This is a genomic window from Paenibacillus lentimorbus NRRL B-30488, assembly GCF_000411595.1.
GTDB lineage: Bacteria > Bacillota > Bacilli > Bacillales > Bacillaceae > Bacillus > Bacillus velezensis.
The window spans coordinates 151,029-176,935 of the sequence record NZ_ANAT01000040.1 but is presented as its reverse complement, the minus strand read 5'-3'; the positions used below and the strand labels follow the sequence as shown (position 1 = coordinate 176,935).

At 50.1% G+C, this 25,907-nt stretch carries 2 protein-coding genes and 2 pseudogenes; all 4 read left to right on the top strand.

Annotated elements, in window-relative coordinates:
- Positions 1-26 precede the first annotated feature (26 nt).
- The 4 genes and pseudogenes from D368_RS18365 (at position 27) to D368_RS18350 (ending at position 25,868) form a co-directional block, all read left to right on the top strand.
- Complete coding sequence (locus tag D368_RS18365) at positions 27-5,714, top strand: beta-ketoacyl synthase N-terminal-like domain-containing protein (RefSeq protein WP_486129297.1); 5,688 nt, start codon at positions 27-29, stop codon at positions 5,712-5,714.
- Positions 5,715-5,758: 44 nt separating this feature from the next.
- A pseudogene (locus tag D368_RS18360) lies at positions 5,759-13,478 on the top strand (SDR family NAD(P)-dependent oxidoreductase).
- Positions 13,479-13,500: 22 nt separating this feature from the next.
- Positions 13,501-19,656, top strand: a pseudogene (locus D368_RS18355) (SDR family NAD(P)-dependent oxidoreductase).
- The gene (locus tag D368_RS18350) at positions 19,653-25,868 is read left to right on the top strand and encodes a beta-ketoacyl synthase N-terminal-like domain-containing protein (protein WP_128575031.1); all 6,216 of its coding nucleotides are present in this window, start codon (positions 19,653-19,655) and stop codon (positions 25,866-25,868) included. Before D368_RS18355 ends, D368_RS18350 begins: the two are co-directional and overlap by 4 nt.
- Positions 25,869-25,907: the final 39 nt, after the last annotated feature.

The window sequence follows — 25,907 nt, the reverse complement described above, 5'->3', positions numbered from 1 at the left end:
CAGGTTATGCGGCAGCCAACGCATTTATGGATGTTTATGCAGCCCGCCGAAACAGGCTCGTGCGGGACAACAATCGGAGCGGGCAGACCCTGTCCGTCAACTGGCCGCTTTGGGAAGAAGGCGGTATGCGCGTGGACAAAGAGACAGAACGGCTGATGTATGAACAGACCGGAATGAAAGCCATGCGATCGGCTTCAGGCATCCAGGCGCTGTACGCCGCTTTTGCCTCCGGAGAACACCAGGTCATGGTGGCAGAGGGCGACGAGAAACGGATTCGCAGCCATATTTTCGATCTGGGCGAAGAACAAAGCGCCGCCGGAAAAGCTCCGGCAGAGACAGATGCAACAGATCTGAAAGATCGGGTTCAAGAGAAACTAAAGCGGCATGTATCAGATCTTTTAAAGGTAAGCATGAAAGATATTGAGGCTGACAGCGAACTGACGGAATACGGATTTGATTCGGTCATCTTCACTGAATTTACAAATCTATTAAATCGGTCTTATCAGCTTGAGCTCAGCCCGACTATCTTCTTTGAATTTCCGACATTGCGCAAACTGAGCGGCCATTTGATATCTGAATGGAAAGAAGCATTCAGCGGCTTAGAAAGAGAGCGTTTAAAAACCGCTCCAAAAGCCGGAATAAGAAAAGCTGAAGCTCCGGCGGCCGTTCATGTCAAACGGGAAACGCCCGTATCCGCAAAAGGAAAATCAGAAGAAAAAACCGAACCGATAGCCATTATCGGAATCAGCGGTATTTTTCCGCAAGCGAAAGACATAGATGAATTCTGGACACGTTTATCAAAAGGAGAGCATTGCATCACAGAAATTCCCCGGGATCGCTGGGATTGGCGCGAATATGACGGCGATCCGGCAGCGGATGCAAATAAAACGTCAATTAAATGGGGCGGTTTTATAGATGGAATCGCCGGGTTTGACCCGCTGTTTTTCGGGATATCTCCGAAAGAAGCTGAAATGATGGATCCTCAGCAGCGCCTATTAATGATGTATGTGTGGAAAGCCATTGAAGACGCGGGGTACTCAGCAAAACGGATTGCCGGAACAAAAACCGGCATTTTCACCGGCACATTGGGAAGCGGATATCAAACCTTAATCAATAAGGCGGGTCTTCCTGTCGAGGGGTATACGATGACCGGAATCGTGCCGTCCGTCGGGCCGAACCGGATGAGTTATTTTCTTGATATCCACGGGCCGAGCGAGCCGGTAGAAACCGCTTGTTCAAGCTCTTTAGTCGCCATTCACCGCGCGGTAAAAGCCATTGAAACGGGAGATTGTGATATGGCGGTCGCAGGGGGCGTCAACACGATCGTCACGCCTGAAGGCCATATCGGTTTTCAAAAAGCAGGCATGCTCAGTGAAGACGGACGCTGCAAAACATTTTCTGATCAGGCTGACGGTTATGTCAGAGGAGAGGGTGCCGGCATGATTGTCTTGAAAAAGCTTTCAGAGGCTGAGCATGACAGGGATCACATCTACGGCCTCATCCGCAGTACAGCGGAAAATCACGGCGGACGCTCAGCGTCACTTACCGCGCCGAATCCGCAGGCTCAGACGGATGTGCTGAAAAGCGCTTATCAAAAAGCCGGTATTCACCCGTCAACGATCACTTATATAGAAGCGCACGGAACAGGTACGGCGCTCGGAGATCCGATTGAAATCAATGCATTGAAAAAAGCTTTCCAAACAGACGGGGCTCCGGGCGGATATTGCGGGATAGGCTCAGTGAAGACAAATATCGGACATTTGGAGCTCGCAGCAGGTATTGCGGGCGTTATCAAAGTATTGATGCAGCTGAAACATCGGACGCTCGCCAAAAGTCTGCATTGCGAGAACATCAATCCCCATATCAAATTGAAGGACAGCCCGTTTTACATTGTGACAGAAACAAAGGAGTGGGAAGCGCTGCGTGATGAAAACGGCCGGGTTCTGCCCCGCCGGGCGGGTGTAAGCTCATTCGGTTTCGGAGGCGTCAATGCGCATATCGTTATTGAAGAATACATGGGCAAAAGTGAGACGGAACAGCCGGAAACCCGTGAGAAAGCGTCATCTCTTTTTGTTTTTTCGGCTAAAAATGAAGAGCGGCTGAAAGAAAGAGCGCGTCTCCTTCGGGATTTTATCCAAAACGGATCATCCCGCCATATCGATCTTGCAGATGTTGCATACACACTGCAGACCGGACGGGACGCAATGGAAGCGAGGCTGGGAATCATTGCAGGCTCCGCAGAGGAACTGACTGAAAAACTGAACGCGTTTCTGATGGGAAAAAACAGCGAAGATATCATCAGCGGGCGCAAAAAACGCGAGAATAACACGATCTCCATGTTCTCAGAAGATGAAGACGCTGCTGACCTCGTCAGCGCCTGGATTGAGAAAAAGAAATACAAGAAAGTGCTGCGGCTCTGGGCAAACGGATTTGACACAGATTGGGAGCAGCTGTATACGGACAGTAAGCCGCGCCGCATCAGCCTGCCCTCCTATCCGTTCAGAGCCGACCGCTATTGGGTGCCGAAACGGGAGCAGCTGCCGCTTTCGAATCAAAAAACAGTATTATTGCAGAAAACATGGGAGCCTTGCGAGGCAGTGTCTTCATCCGAGCCATTCAGCAAAATAGCGCTCATCGTTTCCGAGGATACAAAAGACCTTGCCGCCGAGGTGAAAAAACAGCTGAATGATGCTGACATTGTGCAGGAAAATCAGCTCATCTCTTTCTTACAGGATGCGAATGTGGCCATCTATTCCGGGTTTATTGACTTCACCGGCTGCGGCTCCCGGCAAAAGCGGCAGGACATCAGCTGGGTGGCATTGCTGCAGCAGCTGATTGAATACGGCCGCGGAAAAGAAAACATGAAAATGCTTTATCTTACAAAAGGCCTTGAATCCTTCAAAAATAAGGCGGCCGCTATGCATGGTATTGAAAAAGCGGGGCTTTATCGCATGCTGCGGCATGAATACAGCCATATTCTCACCTGTCACGCCGATATTGATCCTGAAGAGCCGCTGGAGCAGACAGCCGCTTTTATTAAACAAGAAATTGAATCAGACTTAACGGAATCTGCTGTTTGCTACAGGGACGGCATGCGCTTCAGCTATGTTCTTCGGCAGACTGATCAGATTGAACCAGAAGCCGTGCAAACAGACCGGACTGTGTTTCCAAAAGACGCCGTCCTGATGATAACCGGAGGAACGCGCGGACTCGGCGCTTTATGCGCCAAGCATTTCGTTTCCGCATACGGTGTGAAGAAACTGCTTCTGACAGGCAGAAAGGAGCTTCCGCCGAAAACCGAGTGGGATCTTGAGCAAACAGACCCTGTCGTTTCGGAAAAAATACAGCTTATCCGAAAGCTGGAATCACAAGGCGTAAAAGTGTGCGTCTCAGCAGTTGATCTGACGGATAAGCAGGCCGTCGGACGGCTTATAAAAGAGGTAACCACAACGCTCGGACCTATCGGAGGCATTCTGCATTGCGCGGGAATTACGGACCGTGAAAACCCTGCTTTTCTCCGCAAATCCAAAGACAGTATCGCGCGGGTGCTCGCACCGAAAGCAGACGGCCTTCACAGTCTGTATGAGAGTGTAAAGGATGATGCGCCGGCATTTTTCGTCCTGTTTTCATCTGTCTCGGCAGCCGTCCCGATTCTTGCGGCGGGTCAGAGCGATTATGCGATGGCAAATTCTTGTATGGACTATTTTGCAGAAAACAATGAGAGCGGCATCATGAGCATACAATGGCCGGCATGGGATGAGACGGGCATGAGCAGGGATACAAAAAGCGGGATGTATCAGCAAACGGGATTGCTGCGTCACTCTGACGCGGAAGGTCTCAAGATGCTTGATTACATTTTAAGAGAAAGACCCGGAACTGTCGTGCTGCCGGCACAAGTGAAATATGATTGGGACATCAAAGCGCTGGCAAACGCCAAGCCAGCCGCCCATAAAGGAATGAGAACAGCTTCCAAACCTCCTGAAACAAAAAAACGGGTCCATAACCGGATTGATATTCAATCTTGGCTGAAGACGCTTTTGGCAAAAGAGCTGAGTATCGATGAAACGCATATGGATATCGATGTGCCTTTTCAGGAATACGGAATGGATTCTATCTTTCTGGCGCAAGTGCTGACAAAGATCGATCAAAAACTGCCGTCCGTTTCAATTGATCCGACTGTCCTTCTGGAACACCCTACCATAGAACAGCTCGCGGATTATTTAGCCGCACATTGTCCGGAAGCTTTTTCGGCAGATGCAGCGGTTCCCGCGGAGAAGGTCCCTTTGCAGAAGACGACGAAACAGAGCAAAAAAACGGCAGATAGGCCCGGGAAACGGGGAAAGGTTGCGATCATCGGCATGGCCTGTCATTTTCCGAAAGCGGGGGATATAAAAGAATTTTGGAAGAATCTCCGCAGCGGAATGGATGCCGTCACTGAAGTTCCGCCGGACAGATGGAACGCCGGAGAACACTATCAGCCGGGTGAATATCAAGAAGGAAAAAGCATCAGTAAATGGGGCGGTTTTATTCACGATATTGATCAATTTGACCCGGAGTATTTTAATATTTCAGAAACGCTGGCACCGATGATAGACCCGCTGCAAAGGCAGTGGCTCGAAGTGAGCGCGGAAGCTTTGGCCGATGCGGGTTATCAAAAAGAGGATCTCTGGGACCGCCGTATCGGCGTTTTTGCCGGTGCAAGGGCAGGTGCGTTTCATCAGAAATTTCAATATTTGCAGAAAGACGCGATTATTGGCGCGGGGCAAAATTTTATTACCGCACATATGGCGCACATTTATAACTTTACAGGGCCCAACCTGGTCGTAGATACGGCCTGCTCCAGTTCGCTTACGGCAATTCATTTGGCCGTGCAGGCTATTCAAAATGGAGAAGCGGAGGCGGCCTTTGCGGGCGGGGTTGACATTTTGCTTGATGAAAAACCTTTTCTCACAATGAGCGCGGCGAGAATCTTATCGCCAAATGGCCGTTCAAAATCTTTCGATGCCGATGCGGACGGAACAGGAATCGGAGAGGGCTGCGGTGTGCTGATGCTGAAGCCGCTCGAAAAAGCGATAGAAGACGAAGATAAAATATACGGCGTTATTGACGGCTCTGCGATAAATAATGACGGCAGCACAATGGGGGTGACGACGCCGAATCCCCGGGCGCAGCAGGACTTGATTGAGCAGGCGGTTCAATCAGCGGAAATCGAGCCGGACACCATGACATACGTAGAGACGCACGGAACCGGTACTTTGATCGGCGACCCGATTGAATTAAAAGGATTAACCAATGTCTTGTCTGCTTATTCCGATGAAAAACAATTTTGCGGTGTAGGGAGCGTCAAAAGCAATATCGGCCACTTGCTGAGTGCGGCGGGAGCGGCGGGAATCATCAAAGTTTTGCTGGCGATTGCCAATGAAGAACTGCCGCCGACTTTGCATTGCCATAAACCGAACCCCCGCTTTCAATTTCATGATTCGCCGCTTTATCCTGTGCTTGAGCTGAAGCGGTGGGACGGAAAAAAAGAGATACTCAGGGCCGGGGTCAGCGCGTTCGGTTTGGGCGGGAATAACGCCCATATCATTGTCAGCAACGAAGGAATTCCGAAAGAACGAAAAGCGACCATGGAACCGAAAGGCGGCCAGACAGTATACCGAAAACAGCGGTATTGGCCTGAAAAAAGCACAGTTGTCCGAAGCGGAAGAAAATGAGGCGGGCACAGAAGCAATGTTTGAAATAAGCGAGGTGTGATAGATTGGCAGTTGCCACCGATCAAGTCAAAACGTTCCTGCAGAAAATCAGCCATACGAATTATATCGTCCGGGATCATCGCGTTCATCAAATCCGCGTCCTCCCGGGCGTGACTTTAATAGATATGCTGTATCGGCTCGCCGCCGGGTATCTCGGTGAAAGGCCTATAGAATTAAGACAGATTATTTTTAAGCAGCCTGTTGTAACATCTGAAGAGTTTGATAAACACCTGTATGTCACCTTTACGCCGGCGCGTGACAGCTGGAAAGTTGAGATTACAAGTGAAAAAGCAAAAAACGGCACACCGCTTGGCGGAAAACGGGATGAGAATATGGAATGTCAGCTTTATTTGCAAAAAGACACGCCCCGGGCAAAAGAACTGAATATTGAAGCATTCATGAAAAACGCAAGCCGAAAATGGGACATGCATGACATTTACGGAATTGCAAGAAGAAGCCATATTGAGCATGGCGAGTTTATGAAAAATGAAGGGGCTGTTTATCAGCTTCAGGATAAAGAAGAATTAATGGAGCTCACTCTGAGTGATTTGGCTGAAGGATTCCGGGAGAAATTTAAGGCGCATCCGGCTTTTTTAGATGCGTCCACCCTTGCCGGCTCTTCCTTTGCATTGTCGGCCCAAAAGCAGAATGACACACCTTATATTCCTTTTATGATTAATCGTTTTTGCATATATCAGCCGTTTCCGAAAACGATTTACACTTATTCTGCGAAAAACAGCCGCACTGAAAGCGGCGCATCAGATAGCGAACCTGATTTTTATTCGGCCGACTTCACGATTTACGACAGGGCAGGGAACGTATTGGCCGAATGTGAGAAACTGACAGTAAAAAGGGTCAGACAAGCGAATATGATTACCCATCTGATAGACAAAGAGAAGCCGCCTCAGCAGAACAGAAGCGGCCGTGGAGAGCCCGAAAGTCCTGTGGCCGCAGAAGACGTGTCTGAACAGCAAACGCCGGAACAAAACATGGTGACTTACATAAAGTCGGAAATCGCCAGGCTGATCAATCGTCCGGCACAGGCTATTGATGTGCGGAAAGGCTTTTATGATATGGGGCTTGACTCGGCGCATTTGCTGAAGCTTGTAAAGATATTAGAGCAGACTTTTCAGCAGCAGTTTTATCCGACACTGCTTTTTGAATATTCATCTGTCCGCCGCCTTGCGGATTACCTTATCAATGAAGCGGGCTGTGTGCTGAAAGATTCGGCCGAAGAACGGCATACATCAGACGCTGACACTCCTGATGAGGTTCTGTTTTTTGAACCCGCCTGGAAAGATCATCCGCTGGAAACGGCGGTGCAGAACGGGCAAAAACACACCCGTCATCTCATTATCGCTGCCGATGCAGGACTCCGTCTCATCGGTGAACTCGGCACATATTGCCCGGAAGCGGAAGTGATAGAACTGAAAAGGGAGCATGAGGTTGCAGATGAGCAGTTTGAAGCAGATGCCGAGCGCATATTTCGTATGCTCAAACGGGAACTGACAGACCATCCGAAAGAACATACATTGATTCAGCTTGTATGCGCCGTTGAGAATGGAGCGGCATTTTCTTCCGCTCTCGGGGCTATGCTGAAAACGGCCCATCTGGAAAATCCGGCTCTTCGCACTCAGGTGATCACCTTTTGTGACAAGAATGAGAGATTGCCAAGTGAGACGGCCGCAATCATTAGAACAGAAGCAGACTGCTCTCATGCAGGCTGCACAGACATTCGGTATAAAGACAATATGCGGCAGATCAGAGTGTTCGAACGTATTGAGAAACCGGACGGACAGACACAGTCTCCTTGGAAACAAAACGGCGTATATGTCATTACAGGAGGCCTCGGCGGTCTTGGATTTCTGCTAGCCCGTCACCTTGCAGAAAAAGAAAAGGTGAAGCTCGCACTCATCGGCCGTTCGCCGGAACAGTCTGAGAAGATCAGCAGACTGAAAGCATTGGGAGCAGAAGTTCTTTACGTTCAAGCGGACATCGGCAGCAAATCCGAAACAGAGCGGGCATTTGCTCAGATTACAGAAACTTTCGGCCGGCTGACGGGCATTTTTCATTGCGCCGGTGTTTTAAAAGACCAATTTATCATCCAAAAAAACAGTTCTGACTTGAAGCAGGTGTTCCTGCCGAAAATCAGCGGCCTGATTCATGCGGACGAAGCTTCACGGCATGAACCGCTTGAATTTTTCGCCGCATTTTCCTCATTCTCGGCGTTGACCGGAAATGCGGGCCAGACAGATTATGCCGCAGCGAACGCTTTTATGGATGAATATATGAAATATCGCGATTGCAAAGCGGAAAAAGGCGAACGGACCGGGGCTTCTATGACGATCAACTGGCCGCTTTGGGAAGATGGGGGCATGCAGGTTGACAGTTTGATGAAAGAGATCATGAATGATGAAACCGGCACCAGCCCGCTTCCGGCCGGGGAAGGGATGGCTTCACTAGAATATATGCTGCGTCTCGGCAAGCTGCAATCCGTTATTTTATACGGGAAGGAGCCTGCTGTAACTGAAAGCATGGCCCGATTGGTTCCGATGGCAGACAAGAACCGCTCTTCATTATCCCATGCAGCTGTCAAGAGAAGAAGCCGAAAACAAGAGAGACATACAGAAGAGCACGATATTGCGGTAATCGGATTGGCGGGAAGATATCCGCAGGCGGGAAGCATCGATGAATTTTACCAAAATCTGCGCTCAGGTAAAGACTGCATCACAACAATGCCGAAAGACAGATGGAAAGGTTATCCTTTCTCATATGAAGCAGATCAGTTCTACCGTTACGGAGGATTTTTAGATCGCATAGACAGCTTTGATCCGCTGTTTTCAATCTGACTCCGCGCCAGGCTGAAATGATGGACCCGCAGGCGCGGCTGTTTTTAGAGACGGCTTGGGAAGCTTGTGAAGATGCCGGTTTTTATCAGGACAGAACGGCGCGCGGGCCATCTTCACAAAATAGAAAACGCGTCGGGGTATTCGCAGGTGTGTTTTGGAGCCATTATGAGCTGTTCGGCGCTGAAATCACACAGCGGGGCACACCGCTGTCTATGGGTGTGACGCCTGCCTCCGTTCCGAATATCGTGTCTCACTGCCTGAACTTTACAGGGCCGTCAATGGCTGTTGATACGATGTGCTCTTCTTCGCTCACATCCATACATTTGGCATGTGAAAGCATTAAAAGGGGGGAGTGCGAATTCGCCATTGCCGGAGGTGTTAATGCGGTCACACATCCGCATAAATATGCGTTTTTGGCGAATGCCGGTTTTCTGTCTTCAGAAGGCGTCTGCAAAAGCTTCGCCGACGGCGGTGACGGCTATGTGCCGGGAGAAGGCGTCGGCGCGGTGTTGCTGACAACTGTTCAAGAAGCGGAAAAGATGGGCTGTCCGATATATGGCGTCATAAAAGGCTCCGCTTTAAACCATGTCGGAAAAACATCCGGTTTGACCGTGCCTGATCCGGCATCACAGGCGGAAGTCATTACAGATTCCTTTCAGAGTGCCGGCATTGATCCGGAGACATTGAGTTATATTGAAGCTCACGGAACGGGTACGTCTCTGGGTGATCCGATTGAAATTGAAGGGCTGAGCCGCGCTTTCCGCAAATGGACAAACAAGAAGCGGTTTTGCGCCATCGGCTCTGCCAAATCAAATATCGGCCATTTAGAAGGAGCCGCCGGAATCGCCGGATTAACAAAGGTGCTTTTGCAGCTGAAGCATGGAGAAATCTTTCCGTCATTGCACGCGGACACGCTGAATCCCCATATTCCATTTCCGGATACGCCGTTTTATGTGGCGGACCGGCTGGAAGAATGGGAACGGCCGTCATATCCTGACCAGCCGAGAAGAGCGGGTTTAAGTTCTTTTGGCGCCAGCGGGAGCAATGCCCATTTTGTCATAGAAGAATATCTGCCGCCGCAGGCTGAAAAGAAATCGGTGAATATACGGGAAGACGAGCCGGTTCTGTTTCTGCTTTCGGCAAAAAATGAAGAACGGCTATTGGAATATGTCAAACGGTATGCCCGCTTTTTACGGGAAAAAGAAGTCAACCTTAAAGACCTGGCCTACACGCTTCAAGCTGGCAGAGAAGCGATGCCTGAACGGCTGGCATTGATCGTTACATCCGTTTGCGGCCTGCAAGCGAAACTGAAGGATGTGCTTGAACGGAAAACGGAAATTGAAGGGTGTTTCCGCGGACGTGCTCAAGATGATATTTCATCAAGGGGAATGGCCGAACTTTTGAAAAACAAGCAATATTCCAGATTGCTCACTGAGTGGGCAAAAGGAGCCGCCGTTGACTGGAGCCTGTTATACGAAGGAGAGAAGCCGAAACGGGTCAGCCTTCCTGTATATCCGTTCGCGAAGGAGCGGTATTGGGTGCCTGTGCCTGCGGATATCCGGAAACAGACAGACGAACCGGCGGAAAACCAAAAGATCATTCTTCAAAAAGACTGGAAGCAGCAAGATCCGGCGGAGTCTGAAGCATTATCAGGAACAGTAATGATACTTGCAACTGATAAGACGAGCCGATTGGCCGATGCTCTATTTAAAGGAAACGGCCATATTGAAACGATCTGCATCATCCATCAGGCAAAAGACGGCGCCGATTATTACGCCGCCGCATCGGGGCGAAACCTTTACGGCAGAGTGCGGGAGTCTCTAAAAAACAAACAGATACTCGGGGTCATCGACATAACCGCATATGATGCGGAATATGAACGGCGGGAAGAGATAGAACACGGAAAGCTTGCCTTTTTACAGCAGGCTCTGGAATCATTCCGTCATAGCGGCGCTGTGTTCAGCCAAGTGACACACCGTCTCCAGCCTTTCAAGGAAAGTAAACCTCTGATGCAGGGGGCGAAAACGGCGGGGCTGTACCGGATGCTGGGTGCTGAGTATACCAACATTCATTCTTTTACGATAGATAGCGATTGTGCGATTGAGCATACAAAAGAATTAAGCAGACAGATTGAAACTGAATTTTTACAGCCGCGGGCCAAAAGCGGCAGTGAATGCTGCTACAGGCTGAATCGCCGTTATGTGCCGTTTCTGAAGCAGGGTATGCATGTTTCGGCGGTGCCTGAGCTTTCCTATTCGTCTGATGATGTGCTGTTAATAACGGGCGGATCGCGCGGGATCGGCGCAATTGCGGCGGAGCATGCCGTTTCACGCGGGTGCAGAAAACTGGTCATCATGGGGCGGGAGCCGCTTCCCGATTCCTCGGAGTGGGCAGACATGAAAAAGGACGGCATTCTCCCGGAAAAAGCCGAGCGGATGCAGAGGTTAGCCGAGCGGGGCGCGGAGATCCGTTATTACAGCGTTTCTCTTACGGATCAAAAGGGGCTCCGGAACATGACGGACAGCATTCGCGGCACGATGGGACCGATTACCGGCGTTTTTCATTGCGCGGGTGCAATGGGAGAACACCCCGCCTTTTATAACAAAACCGAAACTGAGATCGAAAGCGTTTGCACGCCGAAAGTAACTGGGCTTTGCGGTCTCTATGAAGCCGTTCAGAATGAGCCGCTGTCGTTTTTTATTTTGTTCTCATCCGTTTCAGGTCTGATCCCTTCGCTTGCTGCGGGGCAAAGTGACTACGCGATGGCTAATTCATTTATGGACTCTTTTGCAAATCATCAGGCAGGTAAAGGAAACGTGTTTGTTAAAGCCGTTCAATGGCCCGTCTGGAAAGAAACCGGCATGGCTGAAGGCCTGCCGGAAACACCTGCTTATCAAAAATCAGGACTTTCCAGGCTGTCTGCCGAAGACGGACTGAAGTTTTTAGATTACATCATATTAAACGGACAAAGCTGCGGAATTCCTTGTGTTCCCGAAGACAGTGAGGCTGATTTTGGTGATCTTCTGAAGGTGAAGAAAACTGAAGCGCCCATGAAAAAAAGCACTGCCGGTGACCAAAAGGTGAAGGATATGATTCGTCAATGGGTGCGCACCGTTTTCAGCGAAGAACTGAAAATGACGGATGAGCAGATAAAAGATGATATGCCGTTTGATGAATACGGGATTGACTCAATACTCTTTGCGGAATTGGTTCAATCATTGCAAAAACGGATCAGCATAAAGTTAACACCGTCCTTAATGCTTCAATATCAAACGATTACAGAAATGGTTGACTATTTCGCAGCGCATCATGAAACCGATTTTGTGACAAAAGAAAATGGTTTCGTTCAAGACATGGACGTCCAGCCTGATGTAACCGCCGCCGCTGAAGAGAGAACATCCATGAAGCCGAAAGCGGATACCGAAGACGATATTGCCGTCGTCGGCATGTCCTGCCGTTTTCCGAGGGCGGGCGGAACGGATGCTTTTTGGGAGCTGCTGATGAAAGGGAACACCGCCATCCGGCCTGTCCCCGCATCGCGCTGGCATGCAACAGCACATGCAAAGGATTATGCGGGGTGGATTGATGATATCGACATGTTTGATGCGGGCTTTTTTCGGCATCTCTGAAAAAAGACGCGGCAATTATGGACCCGCAGGCGCGGATCATATTAGAAGAAGCGGTTCATTCCGTTTATGATGCCGGGTACGGACAAAAGGATTTGTCGGGCCGGAAAGTCGGCGTGTACATCGGCGGCAGGGCGCAGCCTTCAGCCGGTATGGAACATATCCTGCAGGCGCCTAACCCGATTTTGGGAGCGGGGCAAAACTATTTGGCGGCCAACATTTCACGATTTTTGAATGTCACAGGGCCGAGCCTTGTCGTGGATACAGCATGTTCCTCAGGGCTGATCGGGCTGTCCTTTGCAAAAGACGCCCTTTTGGCCGGAAGGATTGACGCGGCCTTAGTCGGTTCGGTGAGTCTGCTCTTATCTCCGTCCGCGCACCGGTTATTCGGAGCGCGCCATATTTTAAATGAGAACGGCGTGTTTCACATATTCGACCGTGAATCAGCGGGAGAAGTGCTCGGAGAAGGAGCGGGGGCGGTTTTTATCAAGCGATTGAGCGATGCGGTGCGGGACGGAGACCGTATTTACGGCGTCATAAAAGCCGTCTCGGTAAACAATGACGGCCGGACGCTCGGGCCCGGTTCACCGAATATAAGGGCGCAGAGAGACGTTATTCAAACTGCGCTTGACATGGCGGAAAAGTCGCCCGAAGACATTGGATATATAGAAGTAAACGGAGGCGGTTCCCCAATCGTTGATTCGGCGGAAATCAAGGCGCTCTCAGACGTCTATCAGCTGAACCGGAAAACGCTTCTGCCCTGCCGGATCGGATCGGTGAAACCGAATGTAGGGCATTTGCTTCTGTCTTCAGGTCTTGCGGGCTTCATCCGATGTGTGCTGAGCGTCTATCATAAGCGGATTCCGCCTTTCTTATCAGCGCGTGACCCATTTGAACATTATGACTTTGAAGCGTCGCGTATTCATTTTAATCGTGAACCCGTTGATTGGCATTCAGAGAAGAAACCCCGCGTCGCAGCTCAGAGTTCATTTCCTGACGGCGGGACAAATGCTCATATCCTCGTTGAAGAATACAGAGGTGAAAGGCAGCGGGAATATCACCGGGCGCCCCAGCCGCCGGAATTCAGAAAAAAACACTACCCGCTTTTGGGCGGCTGGAACAGCACGGAAAGTGAACCGGAAAAAACAAGTAATGCAAAAACAGACATTGCGGATCTTTTAAAGAAATATGAGAAAAAAGCAGAGACAAGCACTGCACCTGCAGACTCGTTTTGGCAGGTGACAACGTGACGTTTTTAAAAGGGGACTAACCATGAAAAAAACAGTGAATCTGCGCCTGACGGCAGAGCATCCCATTATGAAAAACCATCTTGTTCACGGAGAATCTGTCATGCCCGGTCTGGCCTATATTGATATGCTGTATCAGCTGGCAAAGCAAAGCCTTGATCTTTCATTCCGTTCCTTCTGTCTGAAACGGGTGACCATTTATCATCCTTTATCAGTGAAGCGGTCAGAGCCGCTTGATGTGAGTGTCATATTCAGTAAAGAAAAGGAGTTCTGGACTGCCTCGATTTGCGGGGCGGATTCCGGGACGGTTTTCTTATCCGCGGAGATGCATGAAGGAGTCTTCTCATCAGACAGGCGTCTTGACGCAGGGGAGAAAAAACAACAAGCCGCACTTCCATCAGTCCTCTTGCATACGGTTTACGAAGACGCGAGAAGCCGCGGACTGTCGCATGACGGGCTGATGAAGCCGGAGGGAGAGATCTATGCTTATGAAGAGGAATGTTTCCTTGATATTCGGCAGTCTGATTCATGCCGGGAAAATCTCCCCGGCACGCTCTTTCATCCCGCGTTGATGGACGGTGCCGCCATGGCCTCCGGCGTATTGCAGACAGCTGCAGGCGCCGAGTTGTTTTTACCGATTTATTATGATTCGTTTATTGCCGCTGAGACCGTTACGGAGCGCTGTTACGCGGTGATTTCGAAAAAGTCCGGCACGCCTTCTGAAATGGTGAAAATGGATATTGACTTTTACAACCTCAGCGGTGCGCATATTGCTTCACTGCTCGGCCTGACAGCCAAAAAGGTGCGGACAGACCGGCAGCTGACACCAGGCGTTCAGCAGATGGAGGAAACCTTATACCGTATTTTCTCGACATACGTACGCCGTCCTGTCACAAGAAATGATGCGCACACCGTGTTTTTTGAATTAGGTCTTGAATCGTCACAGCTTCTGGCCATTATTAAAGACATCGAAGGGGCGTTTGATCTGCGTCTGAATCCGACTCTTTTATTTGAGTGCAGCAGCATATCCGAACTGCTTGAAGACATAAAAACAAAAGGAACAGATGAATCTTCCGGCCTTGTCGCGGATGCAGCACCGGTCTCTGAAACACAATCGGGCAGTCAGACATTTACTTTCTATGAACATGAAGCATTCCTTCAGGATCATCTGGTTTTCGGCAAACCGGCACTGATGGGTGTAGTGTATCCGTGTCTGGTGCTTGAAGCATCCGGAGCGTCTCATCCCGGCACGTATCCCGCCGAGCTGAAAGATATCCGCTTTACGGGCGGGCCCGTCACGCTGGAGCCGGGAGAGGCCGCACAGATTGACATTTCATTTGCGGCAGAAAAGAGTGCCGAACGCTTTACCGCAAGCTGCACTGTCTCCGGTAAAGAAAGCCGAAAGACATGTGCCGAAGGAGAAATAAGCAGATATACAGAGGCACCCATAAAAAAATCATATGACGTTGAACAAATGAAGTCGCATGCACAAAAGGTGGGGCCGGATGTCATTTCCCGTCTGTACGATTCGGTTGCCGACTTCACGATAGGCCCGATGCTGAAAACGGTAACGGCGGGATACAAAATGAGTGAGAGTTCCTTTTTATTGCAGCTGGACTTATCAGGAAAAAAGAAAAAGGCGATCTGCATCACTTTGCATTTGACCCGCTTATATTGAATTCATGTTATATGTCGCTCGGTGAAGAAGAATTGCAGCTGAAAAAGCGGATTCACGTCCCGCTCATGATTGAGAGGCTGACGCTTTACGGACCTGTCATGTCTGATACCGTCTATGTGGTGAATACAATCAAACATAAAAAAGACGGGTTTCTCTCATTTGATGCCGCAGTCCTCAGTCATACCGGGGAACAGCTGGCGGAATTGAAAAATGCGTCTGTGAAAGAAGTGCTTCAGCCAAATCGGCTTGAAAATGCGTCTTTTGCCCCGTCCGGGAATCAAAGCCGTCAGAAAACGAAAGGAAAACCGCTGGATATTGCCGTTGTCGGGATTTCCGGCAAGTATCCGCAGGCCGATGATATCGATGCGTTTTGGGATAATCTCAAACAAGGAAAGGATTGTATTACCGAAATTCCGAAAGACCGCTGGAAATGGGAACATTACTTTTCCGAGGACCGGACGGCGCCGGGAGCGATCTACAGCAAATGGGGCGGATTCATTGACGGGATCGCCGAGTTTGATCCTGAGTTTTTTAAGATTTCCCCCCGGGAAGCGGAACACCTTGATCCCCAGGAGCGGCTGTTTTTAATGCATGCGTGGATGGCCATGGAGGATGCGGGATATACGAGGACATCACCTGAACTGGGCCGTCAGGTAGGCGTGTATGCCGGTGTCATGTATCAGGAATACCCGCTATTCGCGGCTGAAGCGGGAGTGAAAGGACGGCATATCGGGCTCCCCGGCGGGATTTCATCCATTGCTAACCGTGTCTCCTATTTTTGTGACTTTCAAGGGCCGAGCATTTCGGTCGATACGATGTGTTCGGGTTCGCTGACTTCATTGTACATGGCGTGCCGGGATCTGCGGGATCATCGGATTCGCGCGGCGCTTGCCGGCGGAGTGAATCTCACCGTTCATCCTAACAAGTACTTCATGCTGAGCCAGGGGCAGTTCATCTCATCTAAAGGACACTGCGGGAGTTTCGGCGCCGGGGGTGACGGCTACATTCCGGCAGAAGGGGTCGGGGTGCTGCTTCTTAAACGTTTAGAAGACGCCGTACAAGACGGAGATCGGATTTACGGCGTCATTAAAGGAGCTGCCATTAATCACGGCGGGAGAGCGAGCGGTTACACCGTACCGAACCCCAAGGCGCAAAGCGAAGTCATTTCTCAAGCTTTACAGGAAGCGGGGGTATCTCCGGGCCGGATCAGCTATGTGGAAGCGCACGGGACGGGGACAAAATTAGGCGATCCGATTGAAATCCGGGCTTTAACCGATGCATTCGGTGATGTTTCTGAAACATGTCTCATCGGGTCTGTCAAATCAAATATCGGACATGGGGAATCGGCAGCAGGCATCGCCGCTGTCACAAAAGTGCTGCTGCAGATGAAGCACAGACAAATCGCCCCATCTTTGCATGCTGATGTTTTAAATCCGAATATCCAATTTGATGAAGGACCGTTTTCCGTCTGCCGTGAATTAACAGATTGGAAACGGATTTCAGCAGACGGAGAAGAACAGCCGCTCAGGGCGGGGATCAGCAGCTTTGGTGCGGGCGGTTCTAACGCGCATATCATTATTGAAGAATATGAGGCTCCTGTCAAACAAGCAATCAGCGGCCAAGAGCCGGCGGTCATTCTGCTGTCTGCAAAAAATGAGGAGCGTCTGACAGAATATGCGGAGCGCCTTCTTGCTTTTCTTCAAAAGAAGCATATGGATAAGCCGGACTTATTTGATGTCGCGTACACTTTACAAGCGGGGCGGGAAGCGATGGATGAGCGGCTGGCTCTTATTGCGGACACCCTTAAGGAGCTGGAGGACAAGCTCAGATCGTACTTGGAAAATGAAAACGCACCGCAGCTTTACAGGGGGCGGGCGAAGCGAAATCATGAGACAGTGGCTGTGTTTGAATCTGATGAAGATTTGCAGGAAGCCATGGTCAAATGGCTGAAAAAGAGAAAGTACGGTCATTTGCTGAACATGTGGGTGCAGGGAGTCGATGTGGACTGGAACTTGTTATATTCGGGACAAAAACCCCGGAGAATCAGTCTTCCCGCCTATCCGTTTGCAAAGGTCAGATGCTGGATTCAAGATGAAGCCGAGGCGGTTTCAAAAAGGGATGACGGCAAAATGGTGATCCATCCGCTCCTTCATGAAAACACATCCGATCTTTGGGAGCTGAAATTCACCTCTGTTTTTACCGGACGGGAATTCTTTTTCACTGATCACACAGTCAATGGACAGAAGGTGCTCCCGGGAGCCGCCGTGATCGAAATGGCCAGAGCGGCCGTTGAGCGTGCCGCATACGCTGTGCCGGACGGACGTAAAGGAATGTATTTGAAAGATCTCATATGGATGAGGCCTGTCGTTCATAAGGGGACGGATGTAGAAGTCCATATCAGCCTTATTCTTAAGGAAAATGAAGACATTGAATTTACGATTTACAGTCTATCGGAAGAACCTGGGGGAGAACGGATTTTATACAGTAAAGGCACCGCGGTATCAGGAGAGATAGCAGCGGTTCCGTCTGTTCATTTAGAGGGCTGGCTGTCCGGCTGCAGCCAATCGGTTATGACGTCTGATGAGGTTTATCAGGCTTTCCGGCATGCGGGTATGATATACGGGCCGAGCCATCAAGGCATTGATCAGCTGATGATCGGAGAGAGGGGGGCTGCAGCCCGGCTGTCGCTGCCGGAAACGGCCGACAGTACCGCCGATCAGTTTGTCATCCATCCGAGCCTTCTGGATGCCGCGTTTCAGGCGTCACTGGGGGCCGGTTCAGATACTGCCGGAGACACTCCGATGCTGCCGTTTTCCCTGCGGCAGGCAGAAATATTTCAGCCGACTCAGAAAACGATGTGGGCGCTTGTCCGCAAACAGAGCGATCGGTCAGATAACGGAGCACTGACGCTGGATATTGATTTATGTGATGAAAACGGCGCTGTTTGTATGAGATTGACAGGGTTCTCCTGCCGGGCTGTCCGGCAGACAAACCAAACCGAAAGCAAACGGCAGGAAGTTCAGACGGCGATGCTTGCCCCTGTTTGGGACAAAACTTTCTTTTCCCTGGAAGAAAATCGAGCGGTTGATCAGGAACAATTGCTGATCATCGGAAAGCCGGGAAATACCATAAAGGCCGCGGCAAAAAATGTGGCCCCGCGCCCATCTGGCGGAGACGCCGGATCATTCAAGCGAGCAAACATTACGTGAATTGACAGCCGGGTATCAAGATATCCGCCATTTCTTATGGATTGCGCCGGATCGTTTCGCACCCGCATCCGTCAGTCAGGAAATGCTTGATGAGCAGGAGAATGGGGTGATTCAATGTTTCCGTTTCATCAAAGCGCTGCTGTCACTCGGGTATGGAAACCGAAACATCAGCTTTACAGCGGTCACCCGGCAGACACAGTCCGTGTATCCGGGTGATTTGCCGCAGCCTGAGCATGCAGGCGTACACGGTTTGATCGGCTCATTGGCAAAAGAATATCCGAACTGGGACATCAGGCTGATTGATGCAGAAGAAGGCAGTGATTCGTCTGAGATGAAAAACATCTGGCGCCTTCCTCCAGATCCGGACGGAAATGCTGCCGCGTACCGTAACGGAGCTTGGCATAAGCAAAAAACAGTCCGGGTGCTGACAAGTTCCGCTCCGCGTATGTCGTACAGAGAAGGCGGCGTTTATGCTGTCATCGGCGGAGCGGGCGGCATCGGAGAAGCATGGAGCAAATACATGATCACCCGTTACAAGGCACGGATGATATGGATCGGCAGGCGGCCGAAGGATCAGGAGATTCAGAGCAAAATAGACAGGCTGGCGCTATCAGGCCCCGCGCCGCATTATATACAGGCTGATGCTCAAGATGCCGCAGCGCTTAAAGCGGCCGTCCGTTCCGTAAGAGAGCAATACGGCAATATAACGGGAGTCATCCATTCCGCGATAACGCTTGCCGACAAAAGTATGGCGAATATGGATGAAGCTTCTTTCAGAAACGCTTTTTCAGTTAAGGTGAATACGAGCGTCCGAATGATCGAAGCTTTTAAGGGAGAGCCGCTTGATTTTGTGCTGTTTTTCTCATCCGTTAATTCTTTCACGAAAAATGCCGGGCAAAGCAACTATGCGGCAGGGTGTACATTTCAAGACGCCTTTGCCCGCCATATCGCTTCCTTGCTTGATTGTGAAGTGAAAGTCATGAATTGGGGATATTGGGGCAGTCTGGGCGTTGTATCAGACCCGTCTTACAGAAAACGGATGGAGGCGTCAGGGATCGGTTCTATTGAACCCGATGAAGCAATGGAGGCGCTGGAAGTCTTACTATCAGAACCGTTCAGCCAAGCGGCATTCATCAAAGCTGCTCCGCACGGCTTAGCGGCACTGACGGATCAAGATGCAATATCGGTTGTATCCGGCCCGAAGCCTTCATTTATGGAAAGCGTCAAGCGGCAAAATCCGGATCGGAATGAACGGCTTGAGACTTTAAAACGAGAAATGGAGTTGCGCATATGAACAGCCTTCTTTGCAAACTGCTCTTTTATCAATTACAGTCAATCGGGTTTTTCAGCGAGCCTGTCACCACACCTGCAGCATCCATGCGGAGCGCCGGGGTGATCGGGACATACGGCAAATGGCTGGAAGAAAGCCTGAATCTATTAAAAGAAAACGGATATATCGCGTATGACGGATACACGATCACTCTTCTCGCGGATCAGCGCCCGGACGGCCGCACAGTCTGGAATGAGTGGAATGCCCATAAACGCCTGCTTCCCAAGGGGGAGCTTGCGCAAGCTGAATTGGCCGAGGCGACGATAAAAGCGATGCCTTCAATTTTAAAAGGAGAACGTCCGGCTACGGATATCGTATTTCCCGATTCATCAATGCGGCTCGTTGAAGGTGTTTATAAGCATAATCCCGTTGCGGATTATTTTAATGAAGTGTTAGCAGATTCCGCGGCTGCTTACCTGAAAGCCTATCTTACAGAACAACCCGATGCCCGTATCAGGCTGATAGAAGTAGGGGCCGGGACGGGCGGAACGAGCGCCATGCTGTTTACAAAACTGAAACCATTTGCAAAACAGATTGCGGAATATTGTTATACGGATGTTTCTAAAGCTTTTTTAATGCATGCCGAACAGGAATACGGACCTGATGTGCCGTATTTGACAACAGCCTTGTTTAATGCAGAGGAGCCTTGCGAATCACAAAATATCAAAACGGGTGTTTACGATATTGTCATCGCCGCCAATGTGCTTCACGCCACAAAAAATATCGGTTTGACACTGCGCCGTCTGAAAGCGCTCCTGAAATACAACGGGATGATTTTGATAAACGAAATCAGCGATCGTTCTGTTTTTACCCATTTAACCTTCGGGCTGCTTGACGGCTGGTGGTCCTATGAGGATGCTGAGCTTCGGATTCCGGGAAGTCCCGGCCTATATCCAAAATCGTGGGAGTGTGTGCTGCATTCGGAAGGATACAGAGCGGTTTGTTTCCCTGCTGAAACGGCTCATGATTTAGGTCAGCAGATTATCGCAGCTGAGAGTGACGGACTCGTCCGGATGCAAGGAATCAGAGACGGCAGAAAGCCATACGCCGCCCCGGCCGAAGTTTTCCGAAAGCCCGCACAGCCTGTTTCCCGCAGCCGCGCGCCAGAGGAGCATCAAGTTGTTAAGGCTGATGGGGAATCGGTCGCTTCCCGTGTCCGCTCTGTCATCAAAACAAGTATTGCCGATGTATTAAAAATGAAAGAAGAGGATATTCAGGAAGAACTGAATTTCTCTGAATACGGCATTGATTCCATTTTGGCCGTCAATGTGATTAACGAGATTAATAAGCGATTGAATCTTACACTGCAGACAACGATTTTATTTGATTACTACCATGTGAAACTGCTGACCGGTTATATCTCGGCAGAATATGAAACCGCCATAGCCTCATCTCTGGAGACTGAAAGAGCGAAAATCCGCCCGGCGCTTCAGGAAGAACGGCCTGCTGAAAAACCTTTGCAGACGGAAAGAAAGGAAAACGGTTATCAGAAACCGAAACAAGAACGTATGCCGCTTTCTTTCGCAAAGTCCGATGACTCGGGAATGTTCCGGGTTGTGATTGACCGTCCGGGCGGCATTGAAGATCTGACGATTGCCCGCAGTGAAGTGCCCGAGACAAAAGATGACGAAGTTCAAATAGCCGTCCGCGCCTTTTCTTTAAACTTCGGAGACTTGCTTTGTGTCAGAGGGCTGTATCCGACGATGCCGCCTTATCCGTTCACTCCGGGATTTGAAGCAAGCGGCGTCGTGATCAAGACAGGGAGGCATGTAACATCCGTCATTCCAGGTGATGAAGTGATTGTCGGCATGGGAGAGGAATTTGGATCTCAGGCGAATCTCATCACATGTAAAGAACATCAAGTCTATCATAAACCGGCCCGGCTGACCTTTGAAGAAGCATGCGCTCTTCCCACCGTGGCGGTGACAATGATAGACGCCTTCCGGAAAGCCGGACTTAAAAAAGGCGAAAAAATATTAATTCAGACCGCGACGGGAGGAACGGGGCTGATCGCGGTGCAAATGGCCCGGCATATCGGCGCGGAAATATATGCCACGGCCGGATCACAGAAAAAAATTGAGTATCTGCATTCGCTCGGGATCCACAATACCATTTGCTATTTAGAAGAAGATTTTGAAACGGAAATCATGCGAATGACCGGCGGCCGTGGGGTGGATGTTGTCATTAATACCCTGGCCGGTGATGCCATGCAAAAAGGAATGAATTGCCTGGCGCCGGGCGGAAGATATATCGAAATTGCCATGACTGCGCTGAAATCCGCTAAATCAGTCGACTTGTCCGTCCTTCATAACAATCAATCGTTTCACAGCGTGGATTTGCGGAAGCTGTCCCTTCAAAATCCGGATCAGGTCAAGGACTATCAATTGGAACTGCAGCGGCTGGCGGAAGAGGGAGTCATTCAGCCTGTCATCTCAAAAATCTTTTCTTTTGAAGACATAAAAGAAGCGTATCACTGTCTGGATGACCGCGGAAATATCGGGAAAATCGTCATCAGCGTTTCTGAGCCGTATCAAATGACGTACCGCCCCGAACAAAAGGATCCGGCCGATACGGTAAAATCAGCAGCTGTGTTACCTGAAAAAGAACCGATCGCGATTATCGGGATGAGCGGGCGGTTTGCTGAATCGGAGAATGTCCATGAGTTTTGGGAAAACTTAGCCGCCGGACGGGATCTGATTAAAAAAGCAGACAGATGGGATGTCTCTGACAGCCAATGCCAGTATGGCAGTTTTATAGAGGACATTGAATGTTTTGATCCCGTTTTCTTTCATATATCGGGACGTGAAGCGACCTATATGGACCCTCAGCAGAGGCTGTTTTTGGAAGAATCATGGAAAGCGCTTGAAGATGCGGGATATGCGGGAGACTCGGTAAGAGGCCGGGAATGCGGCGTGTATGCCGGCTCCTGCGGCGGAGATTACCAGGCCATTTTTAAACAGCAGGGGCCCGCGCAGGCTTTTTGGGGCAATCACAATTCCGTCACTCCGGCAAGGATCGCCTATCACCTTAATTTACAAGGGCCGGCGATCACTGTTGATACAGCATGTTCCAGTTCGCTGACAGCCATTCATTTGGCATGTCAGGGACTCTGGACGAAAGAAACCGAAATGGCGGTGGCGGGCGGGGTTTTCATTCAATCCACTCCCGCTTTTTATCAGTCGTCAAATAAGGCGAATATGCTGTCACCGACCGGGCGCTGCCATACGTTTGATCAAAGCGCGGACGGCTTCGTGCCGGGTGAAGGCGTGGGAGCCGTGGTGCTGAAACGTCTTAGCGACGCCGTTAGTGACGGAGATCATGTGTACGGCGTCATAAAAGGCTCTGCAATGAATCAGGACGGCGCTACAAACGGAATAACCGCTCCAAGCGCGCTTTCTCAAGAACGATTGGAACGGCATGTCTATGATACTTTTCACATTGATCCGGAAACCATTCAAATGGTGGAAGCTCACGGAACGGGCACTGCACTGGGAGACCCGATCGAATTCAGCGCCTTAACGCGCGCTTTCCGCCGCTATACGGATAAAAAAGGATATTGCGCCATCGGCTCTGTGAAAACCAATCTCGGACATGCCGCTGCGGCCGCGGGGATGGCCGGACTGTTTAAAATCCTGCTGTCGCTGAAGCATCGGCAGATTCCGGCTTCCCTGCATTTTCATCAAGCCAATCAGCATATTCAATTTGCGGACAGCCCGTTTTTTGTGAATGAAAAGCTGATACCGTGGGAACGGAATCCGGATGCACCGCGCAGAGCCGCCATCAGTTCATTCGGATTCAGCGGAACAAATGCCCATCTTGTGATTGAAGAGGCGCCGCAAACCGTGCGCCGGTCACCGGCAAAACCGGCCTGCCTCATTCCTTTATCTGCGCGGACGGAGCGTCAGCTGGAAATTCAGGCAGAACGCCTGCTGGATTCACTCAGCAAGAACAAAGACAGCGATCTGGGAAATATAAGTTATACGCTCCTGCTCGGCAGAAAGCATCTGCATCACCGGTTTGCCTGTATCGTAAGCAGTGCGGACGAACTGAAGCGGGTATTATCGGAGTGGCTTGTAAAAAGAGAGCTTCCGGGTGTGTTTGTTTCCAATTTGAAGGATCAGAAGCCGGCAGACGAAGCCGGAATGAAAACATTCGGAATGGAGTGCATTGAACAGTGCCTCTCGGCGGCTTCGCCCGCGCAGTACAGAGAAAGCCTGGCACATATCGCTGACCTTTTTTGCAGAGGATATGATCTTCCTTTCACACGGCTTTTTGACGGAGGGCAATATTATAAAACGCCGCTGCCTGCCTACCCGTTTTTAAAAGAAAGGTATTGGGCGGCTGATGTAAACAGTTCTTTACCAGGCCAAGCCATGAAAAAGTCTGAAACGCAAACCGTTCCCCCGTCTTCGCCGCAGCCTGAACATGAAGGTCTGATTTCTCTGAGTCCTTTAACTGAGATCGAAATGACAGCGTTTGAATCGGAGACATTGCAAAAACCGATCGTCTTACAGCCTTTGGATTGTACTGTTTCTGTCCAGCAGCCGGAAAACGCCGTTTCCGAAGACAATAGAACATTGCTTGAAGAATTGAGGATAAGCCTGGCAGATATTTTATTTTTGTCACCGGAAGATATTGATGCTGATGAGCCTTTCATCGACATGGGGCTTGACTCCATTATCGGGGTTGAATGGATACAAACAGTAAATAAAACGTACCACACTGAGATTACTGCCAATAAGGTGTATGAACACCCGACGCTTGAGGAGCTTGCGGAATATATAGCGGGGCAAATAACGAAACCCGAGTATGCTGAAGCGGAGGAAACAGCGGTACGTCCGCAAATCCCGGAAGCAGAAACTCCCCTTGCCGGCATCTCTGACGGCACTTTGCGCAAAGAGCTCAAAGAAAGCCTTGCGGACATCCTGTTTCTGAAGCCGGAAGATATTGATGAGCATGAGGCATTCATTGACATGGGGCTGGATTCTATTATCGGTGTGGAATGGGTTCAGTCCATTAATAAAACCTATCAAGCGTCTATTACAGCAAATCTGGTCTATGAATATCCGACAATCGCAAAATTAGCCGGGTATCTGACCGGTTCTGTCCAAAAAGACACTGAGGAAGTACATGGGGAACATACGAAACAAAACGATATGTCAGAAGAGACAGATGATCAAGAACCGCCCGAACTGATCTGTCTTAACCCGGGAGGAAAGGGAAGACCGATTTTCTGGTTTCATTCCGCGCTGGGGGCAGTGGAGCTGTACCAGCCTGTTGCCGAACGGACCGGGCGTCCTTTTTACGGAATTCAGGCAAGAGGATGGATGACAGACCGGGAACCGATCCGCGGCATTAAAAACATGGCGGAATATTACGTTAAGCTCATACGTACCGTGCAGCCCCGGGGTCCTTACGATGTAGGCGGCTATTCATTAGGGGGCATGCTCGCTTATGAAGTCACCCGGCAATTGCAGCTGGCTGGAGAAACCGTTGAGTCAATCGTCATGCTCGACTCCTTTGACTCGGCGGGTGCGCGGGAAATAAACATTCCTGATGAATTATTTGATAAAAATATGATGCTGCAGACGGTGAACATGGCTTTATTTGCACCAATCTATCAACATCCGGAACGCATTTCTGAAACCTTGATTCACCGTGATGAACTAGATGCCGATCTTCATGAAGACATATTTTTAGAGCAATTGATAGCAAAAGCCAAACAGCGGGGGTTAACGAAGACGGACGCGTTGGTGAAAAATCTGATCAGGCAGAATATAAACGTTCAGGACGCTTACGAAATCACTGATTACGAACTCCTGCCGCTTCCGGATCCGAACGGGGTGACATGCTATTATTTCCGAAATAAAAACGGTATTTTCTTGGGTGAGCTTGATCCGTATTTTACGATCAGGGCCGATATTTTATCCGCTGATTTCGTCAACTACTGGAGCCAGTGGGAAGAGCATATGACAAACATCGCCATCATGGATGTGGCGGTATCCAACCATATGACGTTATTGGCTGAAGACAGCGCAGCCGAAACGATTTCTGAATTTTGCGGCGTTTTATATTCGGCAGACGGAATGACAGAACACAGCTTTCTGCAGCTGCAGGAAAAGATACTGAACGTGCATGGTGAGATGCTGAAGCAGCCCGCCAAAACAAGACCGTAAATTCACATATCCGCCCGCCGGGTTTACTCGTAAGCTTTG

Coding starts and splice junctions, on each gene's coding strand:
- D368_RS18365 (WP_486129297.1), top strand. CDS start 27: ATGGATGTTTATGCAGCCCGCCGAAACAGGCTCGTGCGGGACAACAAT.
- D368_RS18350 (WP_128575031.1), top strand. CDS start 19,653: ATGAACAGCCTTCTTTGCAAACTGCTCTTTTATCAATTACAGTCAATC.